Consider the following 17,419-nt stretch of genomic DNA (forward strand, 5'->3'; position numbering starts at 1 on the left):
CCGAATTCACTTTCGTCGTGGCGAAAAGCCTCACCCGTCTCCAGTACAACGACTAGGCAATGACCTCCCTCACCTCTTCTCGTCGCGGATTCGTTCCGTTCTATCGGCGCTACACGAAGACGTGGATACACGCGCTTGCGACGGCGGGATTGACCGCGTTCGGGATGCTCACGTTCGCGCATCGAGGGTTCGCGGTCGTCGCCGTCGCCGTCTACGTTCTCCCGCCACTCATCCTCTATTTCCGCGGTGCGGACGTTTCCGGTGTCGAATCGAGCGCCGACGGAACTGGGACATCGGACGTCACTTCGAATTCGAAGCCGAATCCGGAGGCCACTGCAGGTGTGGATACGTCCGATGAGGCAGTCGCCGCGAAGGATTCCGACGAACCGACCGAAACGACGCCAGCGAAAAAACCGCATTGGGCGACAGCCGAGACACCGACCGACAGAACGCTGTTCGACGCCGTCGCCACGGCTGAGGGTGCCTATGCGGTCGGTGAAGACGGGGTCGTGCTCGCCGACGATACAACGTCGGACTCCGAGTGGCAGGTCCTCCTTTCGGACGGTCCGGGCGCGGACGGAAATACCCTCCGCGGCGCGGACACGACGGCGGACGGAGGGAGCGTCTGGTTCGCCGGTAACAGCGGTTCCCTCGGTCGTCTCGATTCGGAAACCGCCCGACACACGGATTACTCGGCCCCCTCGGGAATCACCGACAACTGGGCGGATATCGCCGTCTCCGGAACGGATGACGACGCGACGATACTGCTCGTCAACGGTTCCGGTCACGTGCTACGAGGTCGCTATCGGGATAGCGACCTCGCATGGGTCGGGCCCACGAAACCCGGAAGCGGGTCGAGCCTCTGTGCCGTGACGTTCGTGGACCGGTCCGTCGGCTACTGCTGTGATACGAACGATTCAGTGTTCGAAACGACCGACGGCGGAGAGACGTTCCGGGAAATCGGCGTCGGTGGTGTAAACGGAACCCTCACGGATATCGCGGCGATCGCCCGTGGTGACTGCGCCGTTACCGACGACGACGGCGTTCTCCACAGGTACGCCGATGGAAACTGGACGCCGACCCGACTCGGAGACGACCCCCTCCGGGGGCTCGCACGGAATGATGATCGGGTAGTCGTCTGTGGAGCGAACGGAGTCGTCTACGAACGCGCAAGGGCCGATTCGACGGCGGAGTGGGAGCGAATCGTGACGACAGCGAACGAGTTTCGAGGGGTCACCGTCGGCGCCAATCGCGGGATAGCCGTCGGGGCCGGAGGGACGATAGTCGAGCGGGTCCTGCCTGAGTCGCGGGGAAACCCCAGCGACCGGTAGATCGTCGCCAGCGCCGCTCGTCACGATTCACCGAAACTATACCCCCTCCCGATGAGTTCCGATCATGCACATCGACCATCTCGGTATCGCAACAGACGACGCGAGCGAACTGGCGACCCTCTACGCCGATCTTTTCGACGCACCAGTCGCCCACGAGGAGGAGTTCGACGGCCTGCGCGTCGTCTTCCTCGAATTCGGCGAGAGCTACTTCGAACTGCTGGAGCCGATGGAGAAGGGAACCATCTCCCGCTATCTGGACAGCCGCGGAGCCGGAATTCACCACGTCGCGCTTCGAACCGACGACATCGAGGACGCGCTCGAAACGGCCCGCGAACACGGCGTCGAACTCATCGATGACGAACCTCGCCTCGGCGCGTGGGGGCACGACGTTGCCTTTTTGCATCCGAAATCGACGGGTGGCGTGCTCATCGAGTTCGTCGAGCATTGAAGGCCGACGAAAGGGAAGGGGAATGCGGAAGGTCACTCCTCGCTGTGAGCCCAAGCTTCGACTTTCGGTTCGAGGAAGTCGAATACGGGTTCGGGTGGATTCGTGAACCACTTCGCCTCCAGAACCTCTTCGTCGTCGGTCGATGTTCCCGCCGTTTCCATCGCCCGTGCGTCGAAGTGAACAGTTAGCGCGTGCAGTCGCTGTTCCCGATCTGTCTCCAACACGATCGTTTTACGTCGGGCGCACCAGACGCCGGTTATCTCGCATTCGATACCCGTCTCCTCTCGAACTTCCCGGAGTGCCGTTTCCGTGTGGCTCTCACCCGGTTCGTGGCCGCCGCCCGGAACGCCCCACGTTTCGGGGGCGTTCGGATGGCGAATGAACAATGCCCGTCCGTCGCCATCGGTTACGAATGCACCTGCATCGCCGAGCCAACCGTCTTCGGCGAGCTCGCGGCCGTGGGCGAAAAATTCGGGATCGTTTTCGACGGTCGTCTCGCAAACCGAAACGTCGCCGTATCGGTTTCGCAACCGTTCGGCTCGGTCGTCTATCTCAACTCGCATCCGCTCGGCCAGCGACATGGCACCGAATCAAAAAGCCGTACTCACATCAGGGTATCGCTCGAAGCGGAATGAATTCCAGTGAAGCGACGGCGATACTACTTGAACCGGAACGTTTCCAGGTTCTTCGGCGCGAAGGTTCGGATGTTGAACTCGTGGTAGAGCGATGAGGAGAGGTCTTGGGTCGAACTCTCGTCACCGTGGACACAGAGCACCTTCTCGGGGCGCGGGTTCATCGTCTTCACGAAGTTCATCAGACCGGCGCGGTCGGCGTGACCGGAGAAGCCATCGACCGTCTCGACGTCCATTTCGAGGCTGAGCGTCTTGTTGCGCCCGCCACGTCCGTTGAGTGGAATCTCGTCCCATCCTGTCTGGATGCGCCGACCGAGCGTCCCCTGTGCCTGGTAGCCGACGAAGACCATCGTGTTGTCCGGGTCGCCGCCGAGATGTTCGAGCCACGACATGATGGGGCCGCCGGTGACCATCCCGGAGGTGGAGAGGATGATCGCCGGGTCGCCGTCGGCGACGTCCTGTCGCTCGTCCTCGCCGCCGTCGATGTGGTTGAACTGTGGCGCGAGGAACGGGTTCTCGTCGTCGTGGAAGATCCGGTCGCGAAGGTCGTCACGGAGATACTCGGGGTACGTCGTGTGAATGGCAGTCGCCTCCCAAATCATTCCGTCCAGATGTACCGGCATGGTCGGAATGTCGCCGTTTCGCATCGCTTCTTCGATGACGAGCATCATCTCCTGTGAGCGCCCCACCGCGAACGCGGGGATGACGACTTTGCCGCCTTTCTCGTACGTCTCGTTGATGACCTCCTTGAGTCGCTCCTCGGAGTCCGCTTGGTCGGTCTGGTAGTCGTTTCGTCCACCGTAGGTCGATTCGAGGACGAGGGTTTCCACGCGTGGGAAGTCATTGACCGCGCCGTTAAACAGGCGAGTGTCCTCGTAGTGAATGTCACCCGAGAACGCGACGTTGTACAGCCCATCTCCGATGTGGAAATGCGTGACCGACGACCCCAGAATGTGGCCAGCGTTATGGAACGTGAGTTTCACGTCTGGTGCGATGTCCGTCACGTCGCCATATTCGAGCGGGATGGTGTGTTTGATCGCTTCCCGAACCATCTCGCTTTCGTACGGGGGAACGCGGCCTTCCTTTGCGGCCACGTCGAGGTAATCGAGTTGGAGCAGCCCCATCAGGTCTCTGCTCGGTTCGGTCGTGTAAATCGGGCCGTCGTAGCCGTATTTGAACAGGAGGGGAAGGAGGGCGCTGTGGTCCAAGTGAGCGTGGGTGAGCACCACCGCGTCGATGGTGCTCGCACCCGCGCCGAGCGCTTCCTCGACTTGGAGGTACGGCACGTCGTCGGAACCGGGTTTGTCTCCACAGTCGATGAGAATTCGCGTCTCCGGTGTCGAGAGAATGAAACTCGCGCGACCGACTTCACGACAGCAGCCGAGTGTGGTGATACGAACCCACTCCTCGTTGCTCATCTCCTCGCGGTGAATCTGCCGACCGACCTTCTCCAAAATGTCGCGCCGGTCTTCGCGTTCCTGTTTCAGGAAGTTTCGAACGTTCGACACCGTCGAGGATTCGATCGGCGGCGTCCGAACGACTTCGGGCGTCCAGCCGACTTCCTGCGTGATTTGCCGGAGCGTACTGCCGTGTTTGCCGATGACCATTCCCGGCTTTTCGGCTTCGATAACGACTTCGCCGGTATCGACGTGGAAATCGAGGTCAGTGACGCCCGCTTCGTCCGGGATCACTTCGAGGATATCCTGTCGGGCAGTGTTGGGTCGTGAAAGTACGTCCGGGTCGGGGCGAACCGTAATTCGCTTTCGAAGTTGGCTCGCTAGTTTCCGAATCAGGTCTCCGTTCTGCGCGAACTTTTTCGGATCGCGCGTGTAGACGACGAGTTCGGGTCCTTCGTATTTTACGTCCGACACCGAAATGTCGCTCGGCAGTTCGCTCGTAATCGTTGCTTTGAGGTCTTCGAGTTGTTGCTCTACTTTACTCATGGTGAAAACAGTCCGCTTCGTCCGTCGTGAGAGCGAATGCTGTTTGTCCGATATCTCGGATGTTGTCGTAAACGGTGCGTTCGAACACCGTAATCACTACGACTTATACAGCACAGCATAGATTGTCTCGCTTATTTTTGCGGGATTTTGATGTCGCGCGCACTGATGCGCATAGTATGGTCCCGGTCTCCGAAAGCCAACTGCTCATAGGGGACTCAGGAAAACCCGCTTATCACTCAGTAAACGGTGCGATTATAAAAGCCTTCTCAAAACTGCTAAATCCGTTCTTCCCGATGTGTGTCGTATGAACCTCTCCCCGTCCCGCGTTGCCGACGAGCGCGAGTGGGTGCGTAGCCGAGCGGAGGTCGTGACGCTCATCAACCTCGTCCGTGAGGAACTTGGCAAAGCGTTCGATACGACCGTCGCCGAAGTCGGTGAAGCCGAGTACCGCGACGAAGTGGATGTATTGTTCGCTACTGGTGACCTCGCGGTGAACGTCGCCGGATTGGTCGCCATCCTCCGTGAGCTGGACGTTGAAAACGACTATCCCGGATTCGTCGTGGATGAACTCCTCGGCAGGGAACTCGCAGGCATGATCGCGGGTAACCAACCGCTTCGCTTGCTCGGGGAGGCAACGTTTCATTTCGCCGACGTACACCACCACGCGGCGGATGAGGTTGCCGGTGTCGATGACTTGGACGCCGCCCTCGCCGCCGGATTTCAGACTCGACTCCCCGGATGGAAGTGGACGGAGACGGAAAGCCCGTTTTCGGTCGAGTAGTCGAGTTACAGGAGTCGAGTCAGCTGTCCGTGCTGACATCGAAACGACGCCCGCCGCGTGTGATGTCGAATCCCATGTATCCCAGGGAGAGTGCACCGATGGTCGTTACGACAACCCACCAGGGGGCGTCTCCGGCGAACAGATTGGAGAGGAGATACGACACCGTATAACAGATGACGCCGATTCCGGCCAGTCGATACCACTCAATGGTCCACTGGTCTTTCGTTCCGACACCGACGTAACCATCGACTACTACTTGGACGACGGTAACGGCACGACCGGTAGCGAAACGTTCACGCTGTCGCCGTAATCGGTTCTCCCCGGAGTTTACCCGCGACGAACACCGCGGGTTTATTATTCTCGTGGCTGACCTCCGAGTATGAGCAACGACCAGGAACTCGGCATCACCGAGTCGAAGTCACACAGTCCCGGCGACTGGTACGCCGAAGTGGTACAGAAGGCAGGGCTCGCGGATTACGCCCCCATGGGTGGGTTCATCGTCACTCGCCCCCGCGGGTACGCCCTCTGGGAGGGAGTCCAGAACCACCTCGACGCGTGGTTCAAAGACACGGGTGCACAGAACGCCTACTTCCCCGCACTCATCCCCGAGAGCTACCTCGAACGCGAGAGCGACATCGTGGAAGGGTTCGACCCCGAGGTGGCGTGGGTAACACACGGTGGGCACGACGAACTCGAAGAGCGACTCGCCTTCCGGCCGACGAGCGAGAGCATCATCACGCCGTTCATGAGCCAGTGGGTGCGTAGCCATCGCGATCTGCCACTGCGACTCAACCAATGGTGTAGCGTGATTCGATGGGAGGCGACCGACACGAAGCCGTTCTTCCGCACCAAGGAGTTCCTCTGGCAGGAGGGACACACCGCCCACGAAACTGAAGACGAAGCATGGGACGAGACGATGACTCGCCTCTCTCAGTACGAACGGCTCTACGAGGACGTGCTGGGAATCCCGGTCATTCGCGGCCGAAAACCGGAACACGACAAGTTCCCCGGTGCACATACCACGACGACGGTGGAGGCGCTGATGCCCGACGGAAAATCGGTGCAGGGTGGTACGAGCCACTATCTCGGACAGGGATTCGCGGAGGCATACGACCTCACGTTTACCGACGAGAACGAGGACGAAAGCCCTGCACACACCACCTCGTGGGGACTGTCGTGGCGTGCACTCGGCGCGCTCATCATGACCCACAGCGACGAGCAAGGGTTCGTCTGCCCACCCGCGCTTGCCCCCGAACAGGTCGTTATCGTCCCGATCTGGCAGGAAGAGAACCGCGAGGAGGTTCTCTCCTACGCCGAAGGCATCGCGAACGACCTCGAAGCCGCTGGCGTCCGCGTCGAATTGGACGACCGCGACGAGCGCAACCCCGGCTTCAAGTTCAACGAGTGGGAACTGAAAGGTGTCCCGGTCCGCTTCGAAATCGGCCCCCACGAGGTCGAAGACGACGAAGTGACCGTCGTTCATCGCCCCGACGGCGAATCGGTCGTGGAGGATCGCGTCGGGATCGCAGACGCGATGGCGGACCACTTCACCGTCGTGTACGACAAGATGTACGAGGCGGCCGAGGAGAACCTCGAAGACAACATTCGTGAAGCCGACTCCCGTGAGGACATTCTCGGGACCATCGGCCAACATGGCGGTTACGTGAAAGCGCCGTGGTGTGGCGACGAGGAGTGTGAGGAAGCTATCAAAGAGCCGATTTCGGCGGAAATCGTGATGGTTCCCCTCGACCGTGACGAGAAACCGATCGGCGACGAGTGTGCGATTTGTGGCGATGTGGCCGAGGAGACGGCGTACTTCGCCAAATCGTACTAGCGATTACGGAATAACTGCCGTTCGACATCGATTTTTGAGACCGGTGTGTGACCAACGGTATCGAGCGTACCGATGTTCGTTGTAGCGACGATTTCTTGGTCGGATTTTCTTCCAGATTACGGCTATGTACCGGTATATATCGATCAGACCGTTACTGACGAATATTATAAATAGTTTATGTCGCCGAGCGGGTTTCTGTCACCGACGAAGTCGTTCACCTTGCTAACCACGGCTTCCGTACATACAATGGCCTCGAATCCGATATTCGCCGACGAAGTGCCGCACCGCCGAATCGACGCGGAGGAATGGAAAGACATCTACGTCGTCGGTGACGTTCACGGCTGTCGGACCGAACTGGAAGCGCTTCTCGATACGCTCTCGGTCGGTGACGACGACCTCGTGGTGTTCGTCGGCGACCTGATTCGAAAAGGCCCGGACAGTCTCGGGGTTCTCGAACTGGTTCGGTCGAACGACAACCTGCTCTCGGTTCGGGGAAACAACGAGGAAAAGCTCCTTCGAGGTGACACCGTCCTTTCCGAATTCGGCCCGGCCGAACGCGAGTACGTGGCGTCGCTCCCCGTGGCGATTTCGTGGGACGATTCGCTCGTCGTTCACGGCGGTGTCGATCCGCGAAAATCACTTTCAGACCATTCTATCGACGACCTCCAGACGACGCGCTCCCTGCGACCCGATGGCAGTTACGACCGTCCGTTCTGGTTCGAACGGTACGACGGGCCTCGACGGGTTTTCTTCGGGCACACGGTGCTCGAACAGCCAATCGAGCGCACGCTGACAGTCGGCCTCGACACCGGATGCGTCTACGGTGGGTCGCTTACTGCCTACGATTACCGGCACGACGAATTCGTCGTCCAACCCTCAGTCGGCACCGGGAAGGAACGAAGCGACGATTCCATCGTCACACCCCAGTCCTCGTGAGTCCGCCCTCCGTGACGTAGTATGTCAGAACACGAGCTTCCAGCAGATGACGGGTACAGCGAGAATCGACAGAACCGCGACGAGAGCGAGAATCGAGGGAAAAACGAGCAACTACCGAAGGATATCGACCTCTCCGACTCGGAATATTATTTAAATCGCGAACTGAGCCAACTGGAATTTCAAAAACGTGTGCTCCACGAGGCACTCGACGAGCGAAACCCACTGCTCGAGCGCGTGAAGTTTCTCGCTATCTTCACGACGAACATGGACGAGTTCTTCCGCAAGCGTGTCGGCGGACTGAAACAGCAGATGGCCGCAAACGTAACCGAAACGACACCAGTCGGCCGAACGCCAGTAGAACAGTGGGAGGAAGTCCTCGGCATTGCACGCGAAATGTTCACCACACAGTCGGCGGTTTACGCTGACGAGATTCACGACGCACTCGCAGACGAAGGAATCGATATCGTTCCGCACGACGACCTTGCTCCCGGCGAGCGGCAGGAACTTCGGGAGTATTTCCAGAGTTCGGTTCTCCCGACGCTGACGCCGCTCACGTTCGACCCAGCACATCCGTTCCCGTTCATTTCCAACCTCAGTCTATCGCTCGCGGTGTTGACTCGGGAGTCGAACGACGACGAACCGGTTTTTTCGCGGGTGAAAATTCCGGGCAACCGACCACGCTTGGTGCAAATCGGGACCGACACGACGCTCGTTCCTCTGGAGGAAGTCGTCGCCGCGAACCTCGATTTGCTCTTTCCGAACACCGAGATAATCCACCACTCCACGTTTCGAGTGACGCGAAACGCGGAAGTCGCGAAAAACGAGGAGGTCGCGGAAGATCTCATCGACATGATCGAATCGGTGTTGCGCGAACGCCGATTCGCGACGGTCGTCCGGCTCGAAATCGAGGCGGACATGCCGGATCGAGTTCGCGAACTGCTGGTGGAACAGCTCGGCGTCGACGAACGTGAAGTGTTCGAGCGACCGACTCCACTCGGATTCGACGATTTCATGCCGCTCGTCGAGCTGGACGAACCGGGGTTGAAACTCGACACGTGGACGCCACAACCACATCCCCGGCTGTCGCCGACGGATGACGAACTCGACATCTTCGAGGAGATTCGGTCGGACGATGTGCTCGTCCATCTTCCCTATCACTCGTTCGATGAAACCGTCCAGAAGTTCTTAGAACAGGCCGCCACGGACCCGAATGTGCTGGCTATCAAACTCTCACTCTATCGTACTGCCAGCGATTCGAAGGTCGTCCAGAGCCTCATCGAAGCGGCACGAAACGGCAAACAGGTCGCCGTGATGGTCGAACTGAAAGCGCGATTCGACGAGCAGAACAACTTGGATTGGGGCAAGCGTCTCGAAGAGGAGGGGATTCACGTTGCATACGGAACCCTCGGTTACAAAACCCATAGCAAGACTGCACTCGTCGTCCGTGAGGAGGCGGATGGAGTGCGGTTATATTCACATATTGCGACCGGAAACTATCACTCCGAAACCGCGAAGACGTACACCGACCTCGGATTGTTTACGGCCGACCGGGAAATCGGTCAGGATCTGACTGACCTGTTTAACTTCTTCACCGGACACACCCATCACGAGGATTATAGATCGCTCCTCATTGCACCTGGCAACATGCGCGAGCAATTTACGTGGCTAATTCGCAATGAGGCCGAACTCGCCCGTGAGGGGAAGGACGCGAGAATCATCGTGAAAATGAACGCGCTCGAGGATCCGAAAATGGTCGAAGAGCTCTATCGGGCAGGAATGGCAGGTGTGGATATCGACCTCATCGTTCGAGATATCTGTCGCCTCCGACCCGGAGTGAAAGCGGTCAGCGAGACGGTGAACGTGTACAGCATCGTCGGCCGTTTCCTCGAGCATTCCCGAATCTATTACTTCGGAAACGATGGCGACCCACGCTATTTCATCGGCTCTGCCGACTGGATGACGCGGAACTTGGACGACCGGGTCGAGACCATCGCCCCCGTTACCGACCCGGACCTCCGCTCGGAACTCCAAACGATTCTCGACGTGATGCGTAACGACAATCGAAAATGCTGGGAGATGAATTCGGATGGTACCTATCGGCAGCGCCAACCGGGGGACGAACGATCCCGGGACACGCATCGAACCCTCATAAAACGTGTACAACATGTAGATGAGTAGATGATATGCGTCTCGGATCGTTCCTGTCTGGCTTCGAGTAGATTTGAAAAAGGAAAATATTTGCCTCATTATTCATAAATTTCAAGCACTTTTATACGATGTGGTGGAACAATCACGATTTCGACACGTATTGAAATTTGTCGCATATAAATTTATCCAAGCCACGAAATCTTAGCAAAGTTTTAGAAACCTGACTACGATCGGTTAGGTATGGCCGAAGTCAATCTCGATGGAAAGGACTTCAAAATCCTGCGCTGGCTCGACCGGGAGGGTGATATCGATGTGGACGAAGTGAGTGAGGAACTGGGTATCAGTACCTCGACCGTCTACTACCGACTCGATAAATATCGAAAACAAGGGATTCTTTCAGGAACGGTCTCGAAACTCGACGCTCGTGAACTGGGCCTCGAACTCACCGCTATCACGGAAATTCGGAGCGACTACGGACCGGGATACGAGGGAATTGGAGACGATCTCTGCGAAATTTCGGGGGTACAGACCGTTTACTTCATGCTCGGGGATAAATCGTTTACCGTCGTTGCTCACCTGCGAGATCACGACCATCTACAGGAGTACATCGACGACATCATCCACACCGAAGGCGTCGAACACTCCTCGACACAGGTCGTGCTACAGACGTTCAAAGACGAATCGAGATTGCTGGTCAACTACGACGACGACGACTTACAGCAGCTCATCGACAGCGAATAACGATCGGGGTGACCGTTCGTACTCGTTTTATTGGAAAAACATGGTGTATGTTGGCTACTACCTCATCTATTTCCAAATTATTTCGATTCTTGCCCAAAAATGTTCTGTTCGACAAATATATAAGGAACACATATTGACAATGATGTTCCCTTAGTCCTTCAGGAGAAACCTCTTATGCATCTTTGTCATGCGATCGCACATGACGATGAACCTCGCCGACCCGACCGACCACCGGTCGAACTGCGGCGTCGGCGTCGTACTTAACCTCGACGCTGACGCCACCGCCGACCACGAAACCGTCTCCGACGGCCTTTCACTTCTCGCAAATCTCGAACATCGTGGAACGACGGGTGCAGAACCGAACACCGGAGACGGTGCTGGTATCCTCGTCCGACGGCCGGACGAGTTTTTTGCGGCGATTCTCGACTCCGAACTACCCGAAACCTACGCAGTCGGGCAGTTGTTTCTCCCTCGCGAGAACGCTACGCGCCAGTCCTTGCAACGAACCGTCGAGGACGTTCTCGAATCGGAAGGCCTGTCGGTCTTCCACTGGCGCACGGTCCCGACCGAGAATGCCGAACTCGGCGAGACGGCCCTCGACTCCGAACCCGCTGTCGTCCAATGTTTCGTCGAACCTGAGACCGACCTGTCGACGGATGATTTCGACCGAACGCTCTACGTTGCCCGACGCGTCCTCGAACGGGAAATCGGAAGTCCGGAAACGGACGACGGTGAGCGATTCTACGTTTGCTCGCTCGATCGCAAAACGCTCGTTTACAAAGGACTACTGACCTGCGAACAACTTTCGGACTACTATCCGGACCTGACCGACGCTCGATTCAAATCCACCCTCGCCATGGTTCACGCCCGATTTTCGACCAATACGCTCGGCGCATGGCATCTCGCACACCCCTATCGCAGAACCATCCACAACGGGGAAATCAACACTATTCGTGGGAACGTCAACTGGATGACCGCTCGCGAAAGCGACCTCGAAAGCGACCGACTGGGATCGGATGTCTCCCGAATCACGCCCGTGACGCGGGATGACCAGAGCGATACGGCCAGCCTCGACAACGTCCTCGAACTGCTTTTGCAGGACGGACGAAGCCTTCCACACGCACTCAGGATGCTCGTTCCTGAGGCGTGGCGCTCACGAACCGACGGGGACCGACAAGCATGGTACGATTTTCACGCCTCGCTCGTCGAACCGTGGGACGGCCCCGCGCTCGTCGCCGCAACCGACGGGGAGCGAATCGGCGCAGTGCTCGACCGAAACGGACTGCGTCCCTGTCGCTACGACGTGACCGCCGACGACCGTCTCGTCATGGCGAGCGAAGCGGGTGCACTCGACGTTCCCGAGGACGAAATCGTGGAGCGCGGCCGACTCCAACCGGGACAACTGTTTCTCGCGGATCCAGCGGCTGGCGGTGTCGTCTCCGACGAAGAAGTCTTCGCGGACCTGACCGACGAGAAGTACGCCGAGTGGGTGGAAAATGAGCAACTACGACTGCCCGAAACTGAACTCGCGACTTCGAGCAGTTCGCAAAAAACCGCGGGCACCAGCGTGCCACTCCGCGCTCAACAAGCGGTGTGGGGTTACACGGACGACGAACTGACCGAACTCATCGAACCGATGGCTCGGCAGGGGAAAGACCCGGTCGGTTCGATGGGCGACGATACGCCCCTTTCGGTGCTTTCCGACTTCGACCGTCCGCTGTTCTCGTATTTCAAACAGCTGTTCGCACAGGTGACGAACCCGCCGATAGATTACATCCGCGAGGAACTGGTGACGAGCCTCGAAACTCGACTCGGCCGCCAGCGAAATCTCCTCGGCGAATCTGCGGACCACGCCCGACAACTCGTCCTCGATTCGCCGGTGGTGTCCGATGGGGAACTGTCCGCAATGCACGAGACCGACCTCGCGGTCGAGGTGGTGGACATCACCTTCGATCCGGGGATCGGTCTGCGGAACGCCATCGAACACGTCCGTTCCGAGGTCCGAAATGCGGTCGAGACGGGTGCCGAAATCGTCGTTCTCTCCGACCGCAACACCGACGAAAACCGGGTTCCGATCCCCTCCTTGCTGGCGACGGGTGCGGTTCACCACCATCTCGTCCGTGAGGGTCTGCGAACCAAAACCGGACTGGTGGTCGAGTCCGGCGATCCCAGAACCGTCCATCACTTGGCGACGCTCGTCGGGTACGGCGCGGGTGCCGTCAATCCGTATCTCGCGTACGAGACCATCGCTGATTTGGTGGCCGGACCGGAGGGTGCGGACGAGGCTGCAGCCCTCGACGCCTACGGTACCGCGCTGGAGACGGGACTGCTGAAAACGATGGCGAAGATGGGAATCTCGACCGTCGAGAGTTACCGCGGTGCCCAGATTTTCGAGGCGGTTGGGCTGAACGGTGATGTCGTAGACGAATACTTCACGGGCACCGAAAATCGTACCGAGGGCATCGGCATCGAGGAGATCGAGTCCGACCTGCTCGCCCGTCACGAGGCAGCGTTCGACGGAAACGACGAACCGAAACTCGCCCGGCAGGGTGAGTACGAACACCGCTCGAACGGGATTCACCATCAGTGGAACCCGAAGACGGTCGGCGCGCTTCAGCGCGCCGTCAGACAAGGGAGCGAGGAGGAATACCGATCGTTCGCGGCCGAAATCAACGACCAGAACGAGCGACTCCAGACGCTGCGTGGACTGATAGATTTCGACACCACCGTGCGCGAGTCGATCCCGATCGAGACGGTCGAACCGGTGGAGAAAATCGTGGAGCGATTTTCGACTGCCGCGATGAGCCTCGGGTCGCTGTCGCCGGAAGCCCACGAGAACAACGCCATCGCGATGAATCGAATCGGCGGCAAATCGAATACGGGTGAAGGTGGCGAACCGCCGGAGCGATTCGATACCGAGCGTGAATGTTCGGTAAAGCAGGTCGCGAGCGGTCGGTTCGGCGTCACGAGCAGGTATCTCCAGTCCGCCGACGAACTACAAATCAAGATGGCGCAAGGGTCGAAACCCGGCGAAGGTGGTCATCTTCCCGGTGGGAAGGTGAACGAAGCGATAGCACACGTTCGTCACGCCACGCCCGGTGTAGGGCTCATCTCGCCGCCGCCACAGCACGACATCTACAGCATCGAAGACCTGAAACAACTCATCTACGACCTGAAGACGGCCAGTGACGGGTCCGACATCAACGTCAAACTCGTCTCGGAGGCCGGTATCGGGACGATTGCCGCGGGCGTCGCCAAGGCGAACGCGGACGTGGTTCACATTTCAGGTCACTCCGGTGGAACCGGTGCGAGTCCGCGAACGTCCATCAAAAACGCCGGACTGCCGTGGGAACTCGGCCTGGCGGAGGCGAACCAGATGCTTAGACGGACGGGGCTTCGCTCCCGTATCCGAGTCAGCGTCGATGGTGGGCTGAAAACGGGTCGCGACGTCGCCGTCGCGGCCCTGTTGGGCGCGGAGGAGTTCTCGTTCGGGACCGCCAGCCTCGTCACCAGCGGGTGTGTGATGGCCCGGCAGTGTCACAAGAACACCTGTCCGGTCGGCATCGCCACGCAGGACGAAGACCTCCGCGCACGGTTCCCCGGCGAACCCGACCACGTCATCAACTACATGACGTTCATCGCGACTGAACTGCGGGAAATCATGGCCGAACTCGGCGTCCGAACCGTCGAGGAGATGGTCGGCCGCGTCGAGTTGCTCCGTCAACGCGAGACGGACCACCCGAAAGCGCGCCGCCTCGACCTCTCCGCGGTGTTGGCCGACCCGGCCGATGGTGAGGGTGCTGACGACAATCGAACCAAGACCCGAGACCAGGACCACGCGCTGGATGACCATATCGACCACATCCTGTTGACCGCCGCTCGGTCGGCAATCGAGGGCGACGATACGGTCGAAATCGAGGGATCGATTTCGAACCGGGACCGGGCAGTTGGTTCCATGCTCTCCGGTCGGGTTTCGGCAGTTCACGGGGAATCCGGCCTCCCGGACGGAACGATCACGTGCCGGTTCGACGGTACCGCCGGACAGAGTTTCGGCGCGTTCGCTCAATCGGGCGTCGATCTGTTTCTGACCGGAACGGCGAACGACTACGTCGGAAAGGGCCTCTCGGGCGGTCGTATCGTCTTACAAACCCCTGATGATGCCGGGTACGACGCCGGAAACGTCGTCGTCGGAAACGTCGCGCTCTACGGTGCAACCGAGGGTGAAGCCTACGTTAACGGCGTCGCTGGCGAGCGATTCGCGGTTCGAAACAGCGGCGCCAAAGCGGTCGTCGAGGGCGTCGGCGATCACGGTTGCGAGTACATGACCGGCGGTGTGGTGGCGGTGCTCGGTGAGATCGGCGAGAACTTCGCCGCAGGCATGACCGGCGGCGTTGCCTACGTCCGCGATAACAGTGGGATCCGGGAGCGTATCAACGGCGAAACGGTATCGCTTTCGTCCGAACTGGAGGACCGCGACGAAGCGGTGCTTCGCCGCTTGGTGGAAAATCACGCCACGGCGACCGACAGCGAGGTTGCGCGGTCACTGCTGGAACGCTGGAAGTCGGCGAAAGAAACCTTCGTGAAAGTCATGCCCGACGCCTATCGGCAGGCCATCGAGGCCGGGCAGGAAGACGTTCGGACGACGCCACCCAGTGCGGTTCCGACGTCCGGAGAACCCTCGCGGATCGAAATCGTTTCGGACGACTGAACCAAGGGTGCGCGGTCTCAGAGGTACGCCGCGTCCCACCGCGCCGCTTTTCGCTTGTTATCGCAGTTGTTGCACTGGATCCGCTCCATGCTGTCCATCGAGTTGTCGAAGGATTCGCAGTTCGAACAGAAGTAGCCGTAGCGTTCCTCCGCGTCCTCGTCGCTGAAGACGGCGAAGAAGGGTGCTTTCGACCCACGACTGCTCTCCGCACGGTTGATGTACAGCGTTCTGTCCTCGTACTCGCGGGGTTCCAACACCGTCTCGTCGGTTTCCGCATAGACGTTTTCGGTGTACGTTCGGTCGCCGATTTCGGCGGTTCGTTCGCTGACCTTGGTGAACCCGTGGTCCCGGTAGAACTCGTTCCCTTCCTCGTTGTCGGCGAGGACCAGTCCCATCAAGGTCTCGACCTCCTTCTCCCTGAGTTCCTCCTGCGTGCGCCCGAGGAGTGCCGTTCCGACCCCCTTTCCACGGTGGTCCGGATCGACGTGCAACCAGAGGATGTTGCCCTCCGGAACGTCGGGAAGCATGTCACTCTGCGTAAACCCGACCACGTCGCCGTCCTCGAGTGCGACGAGGAACAACATCCCACGGCTTTGGAACTCCGATTCCAGGTTCTCGTCCGAGTACCACTCCGATATCGCGTGTTCGATGACCTCTTCGTCCAAAAACTTCGAGTAGGTTGCCGAAAGCGACCGCTCTGCCACGTCTTGCATTCCGGCGATGTCTTCCGTTCTCGCTTCGCGTACCTGCATACTTGGACTACTGTGGCATGAGGGATAAACATTCTACCGGCCATCGCAATTTCTTGTCCGACAAACCGACGAGAACGACCTCGTTCCGTGTCTCCATCCTTCCGCCTTCGGTAGCATTTTGCGCCACGACTCGAAACCACCCAGGCATGGACAGCGCACTCGTCATCGGTGGCACCCGATTCATCGGTCGGCACCTCGTCACCGACCTGCTCGACAACGGTTACGACGTGACCATCTTCAATCGCGGCAACCACGACAACCCCTTCGCGGACACTGACGGTGTCTCCCACTTCGAGGGGGACCGAACGAACGACTCCGCCCTCGAAGCGGCGCGAGCGGAAGTGGTTCCCGACATCGTCATCGACTGTGTGGCGTACGAACCCCGCGAGGTTCGCGCCGCTACCGAAATATTTGCCGACGTGGACGGTTACGTCTACATCTCGAGCGGGAGCGCCTACGAAGCCGAAGTGATTCCCAAGCGCGAAAACGAAACCGAACTCCGTGACTGCACGCCCGAACAGGCGATGGACGACTCCCACGACTCGTACGGAGCACGGAAAGCGGAGGGCGACCGCGCGATCTTCGAAGCTGCAGAACGTGGCGTGAACGCGATGAGCGTCCGCCCCTGCATCGTTTACGGTCCGTACGACTATACCGAGCGTCTCGACTTCTGGCTTGACCGGGTGAATCGCTACGACCGCCTGCTCGTTCCCGGCGACGGACAGAACCTCTGGCACCGTGCCTACGTCGAGGACGTTGCGAGCGCACTACGGGTCGTAGCCGAGGAGGGTGACCCTGGCGAGTCGTACAACGTCGGCGACGAGCAGCTCGTCACGATGGATGAGATGATTTCCCTCATCGCGGACGCGTTCGAGACCGACGTGGAACTCGTCCACGCCAGCGACCGCGAACTATCGACCGGCGGCCTCTCGGTGGACGATTACATCCTCTATCGGGACTACCCACACGTTCTCGACACGAACAAGCTTGCTTCGCTTGGTTGGGAATCGACCCCGGTAAACGAAGCGATGGCCCGAACCGCCGAAGAGCATCTGGAAAGCGACCGCGATGGCAGCGACCACGACCCCGGTCGGGAGTCGGAGGAGCGAGTGCTGGGTGTTCTCGACACGATATGATCTCTTGAACGTCGGTTCGAAGGATGATG

General features: G+C 59.3%; 13 protein-coding genes. 9 read left to right on the top strand and 4 right to left on the bottom strand.

Annotation, left to right across the window (positions count from 1 at the left end):
- The first annotated feature begins 59 nt into the window (after positions 1 to 59).
- Together OOF89_RS08925 and mce are read left to right on the top strand one after the other, a co-directional pair.
- Positions 60 to 1,331 (top strand): WD40/YVTN/BNR-like repeat-containing protein, encoded by a 1,272-nt coding sequence (locus OOF89_RS08925; protein ID WP_266075311.1) that lies wholly within the window; start codon positions 60 to 62, stop codon positions 1,329 to 1,331.
- 64 nt (positions 1,332 to 1,395) lie between these two features.
- The gene (gene mce, locus OOF89_RS08930) at positions 1,396 to 1,779 is read left to right on the top strand and encodes a methylmalonyl-CoA epimerase (RefSeq protein WP_266075313.1); all 384 of its coding nucleotides are present in this window, start codon (positions 1,396 to 1,398) and stop codon (positions 1,777 to 1,779) included.
- Positions 1,780 to 1,811: 32 nt separating this feature from the next.
- Here mce and OOF89_RS08935 read toward each other — a convergent pair whose 3' ends face one another.
- Together OOF89_RS08935 and OOF89_RS08940 are read right to left on the bottom strand one after the other, a co-directional pair.
- Entirely contained in the window at positions 1,812 to 2,360 is a 549-nt protein-coding gene (locus tag OOF89_RS08935) for an NUDIX hydrolase (RefSeq protein ID WP_266075315.1), read from the bottom strand.
- Positions 2,361 to 2,437: 77 nt separating this feature from the next.
- Positions 2,438 to 4,354 carry a beta-CASP ribonuclease aCPSF1 gene (locus OOF89_RS08940; RefSeq protein ID WP_266075317.1) on the bottom strand — a complete coding sequence of 639 codons (1,917 nt, stop codon included), beginning with the start codon at positions 4,352 to 4,354 and terminating at the stop codon, positions 2,438 to 2,440.
- A gap of 304 nt (positions 4,355 to 4,658) precedes the next feature.
- Between OOF89_RS08940 and OOF89_RS08945 the strand changes: the two genes are divergently transcribed.
- Entirely contained in the window at positions 4,659 to 5,135 is a 477-nt protein-coding gene (locus OOF89_RS08945) for a hypothetical protein (RefSeq protein ID WP_266075319.1), read from the top strand.
- Positions 5,136 to 5,154: 19 nt separating this feature from the next.
- Here OOF89_RS08945 and OOF89_RS08950 read toward each other — a convergent pair whose 3' ends face one another.
- Positions 5,155 to 5,298 carry a hypothetical protein gene (locus OOF89_RS08950; protein WP_266075321.1) on the bottom strand — a complete coding sequence of 48 codons (144 nt, stop codon included), beginning with the start codon at positions 5,296 to 5,298 and terminating at the stop codon, positions 5,155 to 5,157.
- 216 nt (positions 5,299 to 5,514) lie between these two features.
- On the opposite strand from OOF89_RS08950, the gene proS reads away from it, so the two are divergent.
- The 5 genes from proS to gltB all read left to right on the top strand — a co-directional run bounded on the left by proS (position 5,515) and on the right by gltB (position 15,502).
- Positions 5,515 to 6,969: a proline--tRNA ligase gene (gene proS / locus OOF89_RS08955; protein ID WP_266075323.1), complete on the top strand. Its 1,455-nt coding sequence runs from the start codon at positions 5,515 to 5,517 to the stop codon at positions 6,967 to 6,969.
- A gap of 246 nt (positions 6,970 to 7,215) precedes the next feature.
- Positions 7,216 to 7,905, top strand: coding sequence for a metallophosphoesterase (locus OOF89_RS08960; protein ID WP_266075325.1), 690 nt, complete (start codon positions 7,216 to 7,218; stop codon positions 7,903 to 7,905).
- Positions 7,906 to 7,926: 21 nt separating this feature from the next.
- Positions 7,927 to 10,083, top strand: a complete 2,157-nt coding sequence (gene ppk1 / locus OOF89_RS08965) for a polyphosphate kinase 1 (RefSeq protein ID WP_266075327.1) — start codon at positions 7,927 to 7,929, stop codon at positions 10,081 to 10,083.
- A 210-nt stretch (positions 10,084 to 10,293) separates the two neighbouring features.
- Positions 10,294 to 10,794, top strand: coding sequence for an Lrp/AsnC family transcriptional regulator (locus OOF89_RS08970; protein WP_266075329.1), 501 nt, complete (start codon positions 10,294 to 10,296; stop codon positions 10,792 to 10,794).
- A 199-nt stretch (positions 10,795 to 10,993) separates the two neighbouring features.
- Complete coding sequence (gene gltB / locus OOF89_RS08975) at positions 10,994 to 15,502, top strand: glutamate synthase large subunit (RefSeq protein WP_266075331.1); 4,509 nt, start codon at positions 10,994 to 10,996, stop codon at positions 15,500 to 15,502.
- Positions 15,503 to 15,519: 17 nt separating this feature from the next.
- Here gltB and OOF89_RS08980 read toward each other — a convergent pair whose 3' ends face one another.
- A complete protein-coding gene (locus OOF89_RS08980; RefSeq protein ID WP_266075333.1) occupies positions 15,520 to 16,254 on the bottom strand; it encodes a GNAT family N-acetyltransferase in 735 nt (244 codons plus the stop codon).
- 146 nt (positions 16,255 to 16,400) lie between these two features.
- Between OOF89_RS08980 and OOF89_RS08985 the strand changes: the two genes are divergently transcribed.
- On the top strand, positions 16,401 to 17,390 hold the full coding sequence (locus tag OOF89_RS08985; RefSeq protein WP_266075335.1) for an NAD-dependent epimerase/dehydratase family protein: 990 nt from the start codon (positions 16,401 to 16,403) through the stop codon (positions 17,388 to 17,390).
- The last annotated feature ends 29 nt before the right edge of the window (positions 17,391 to 17,419 follow it).

This window comes from Haladaptatus caseinilyticus, assembly GCF_026248685.1.
In the GTDB taxonomy this organism is placed as follows: Archaea; Halobacteriota; Halobacteria; order Halobacteriales; family Haladaptataceae; genus Haladaptatus; species Haladaptatus caseinilyticus.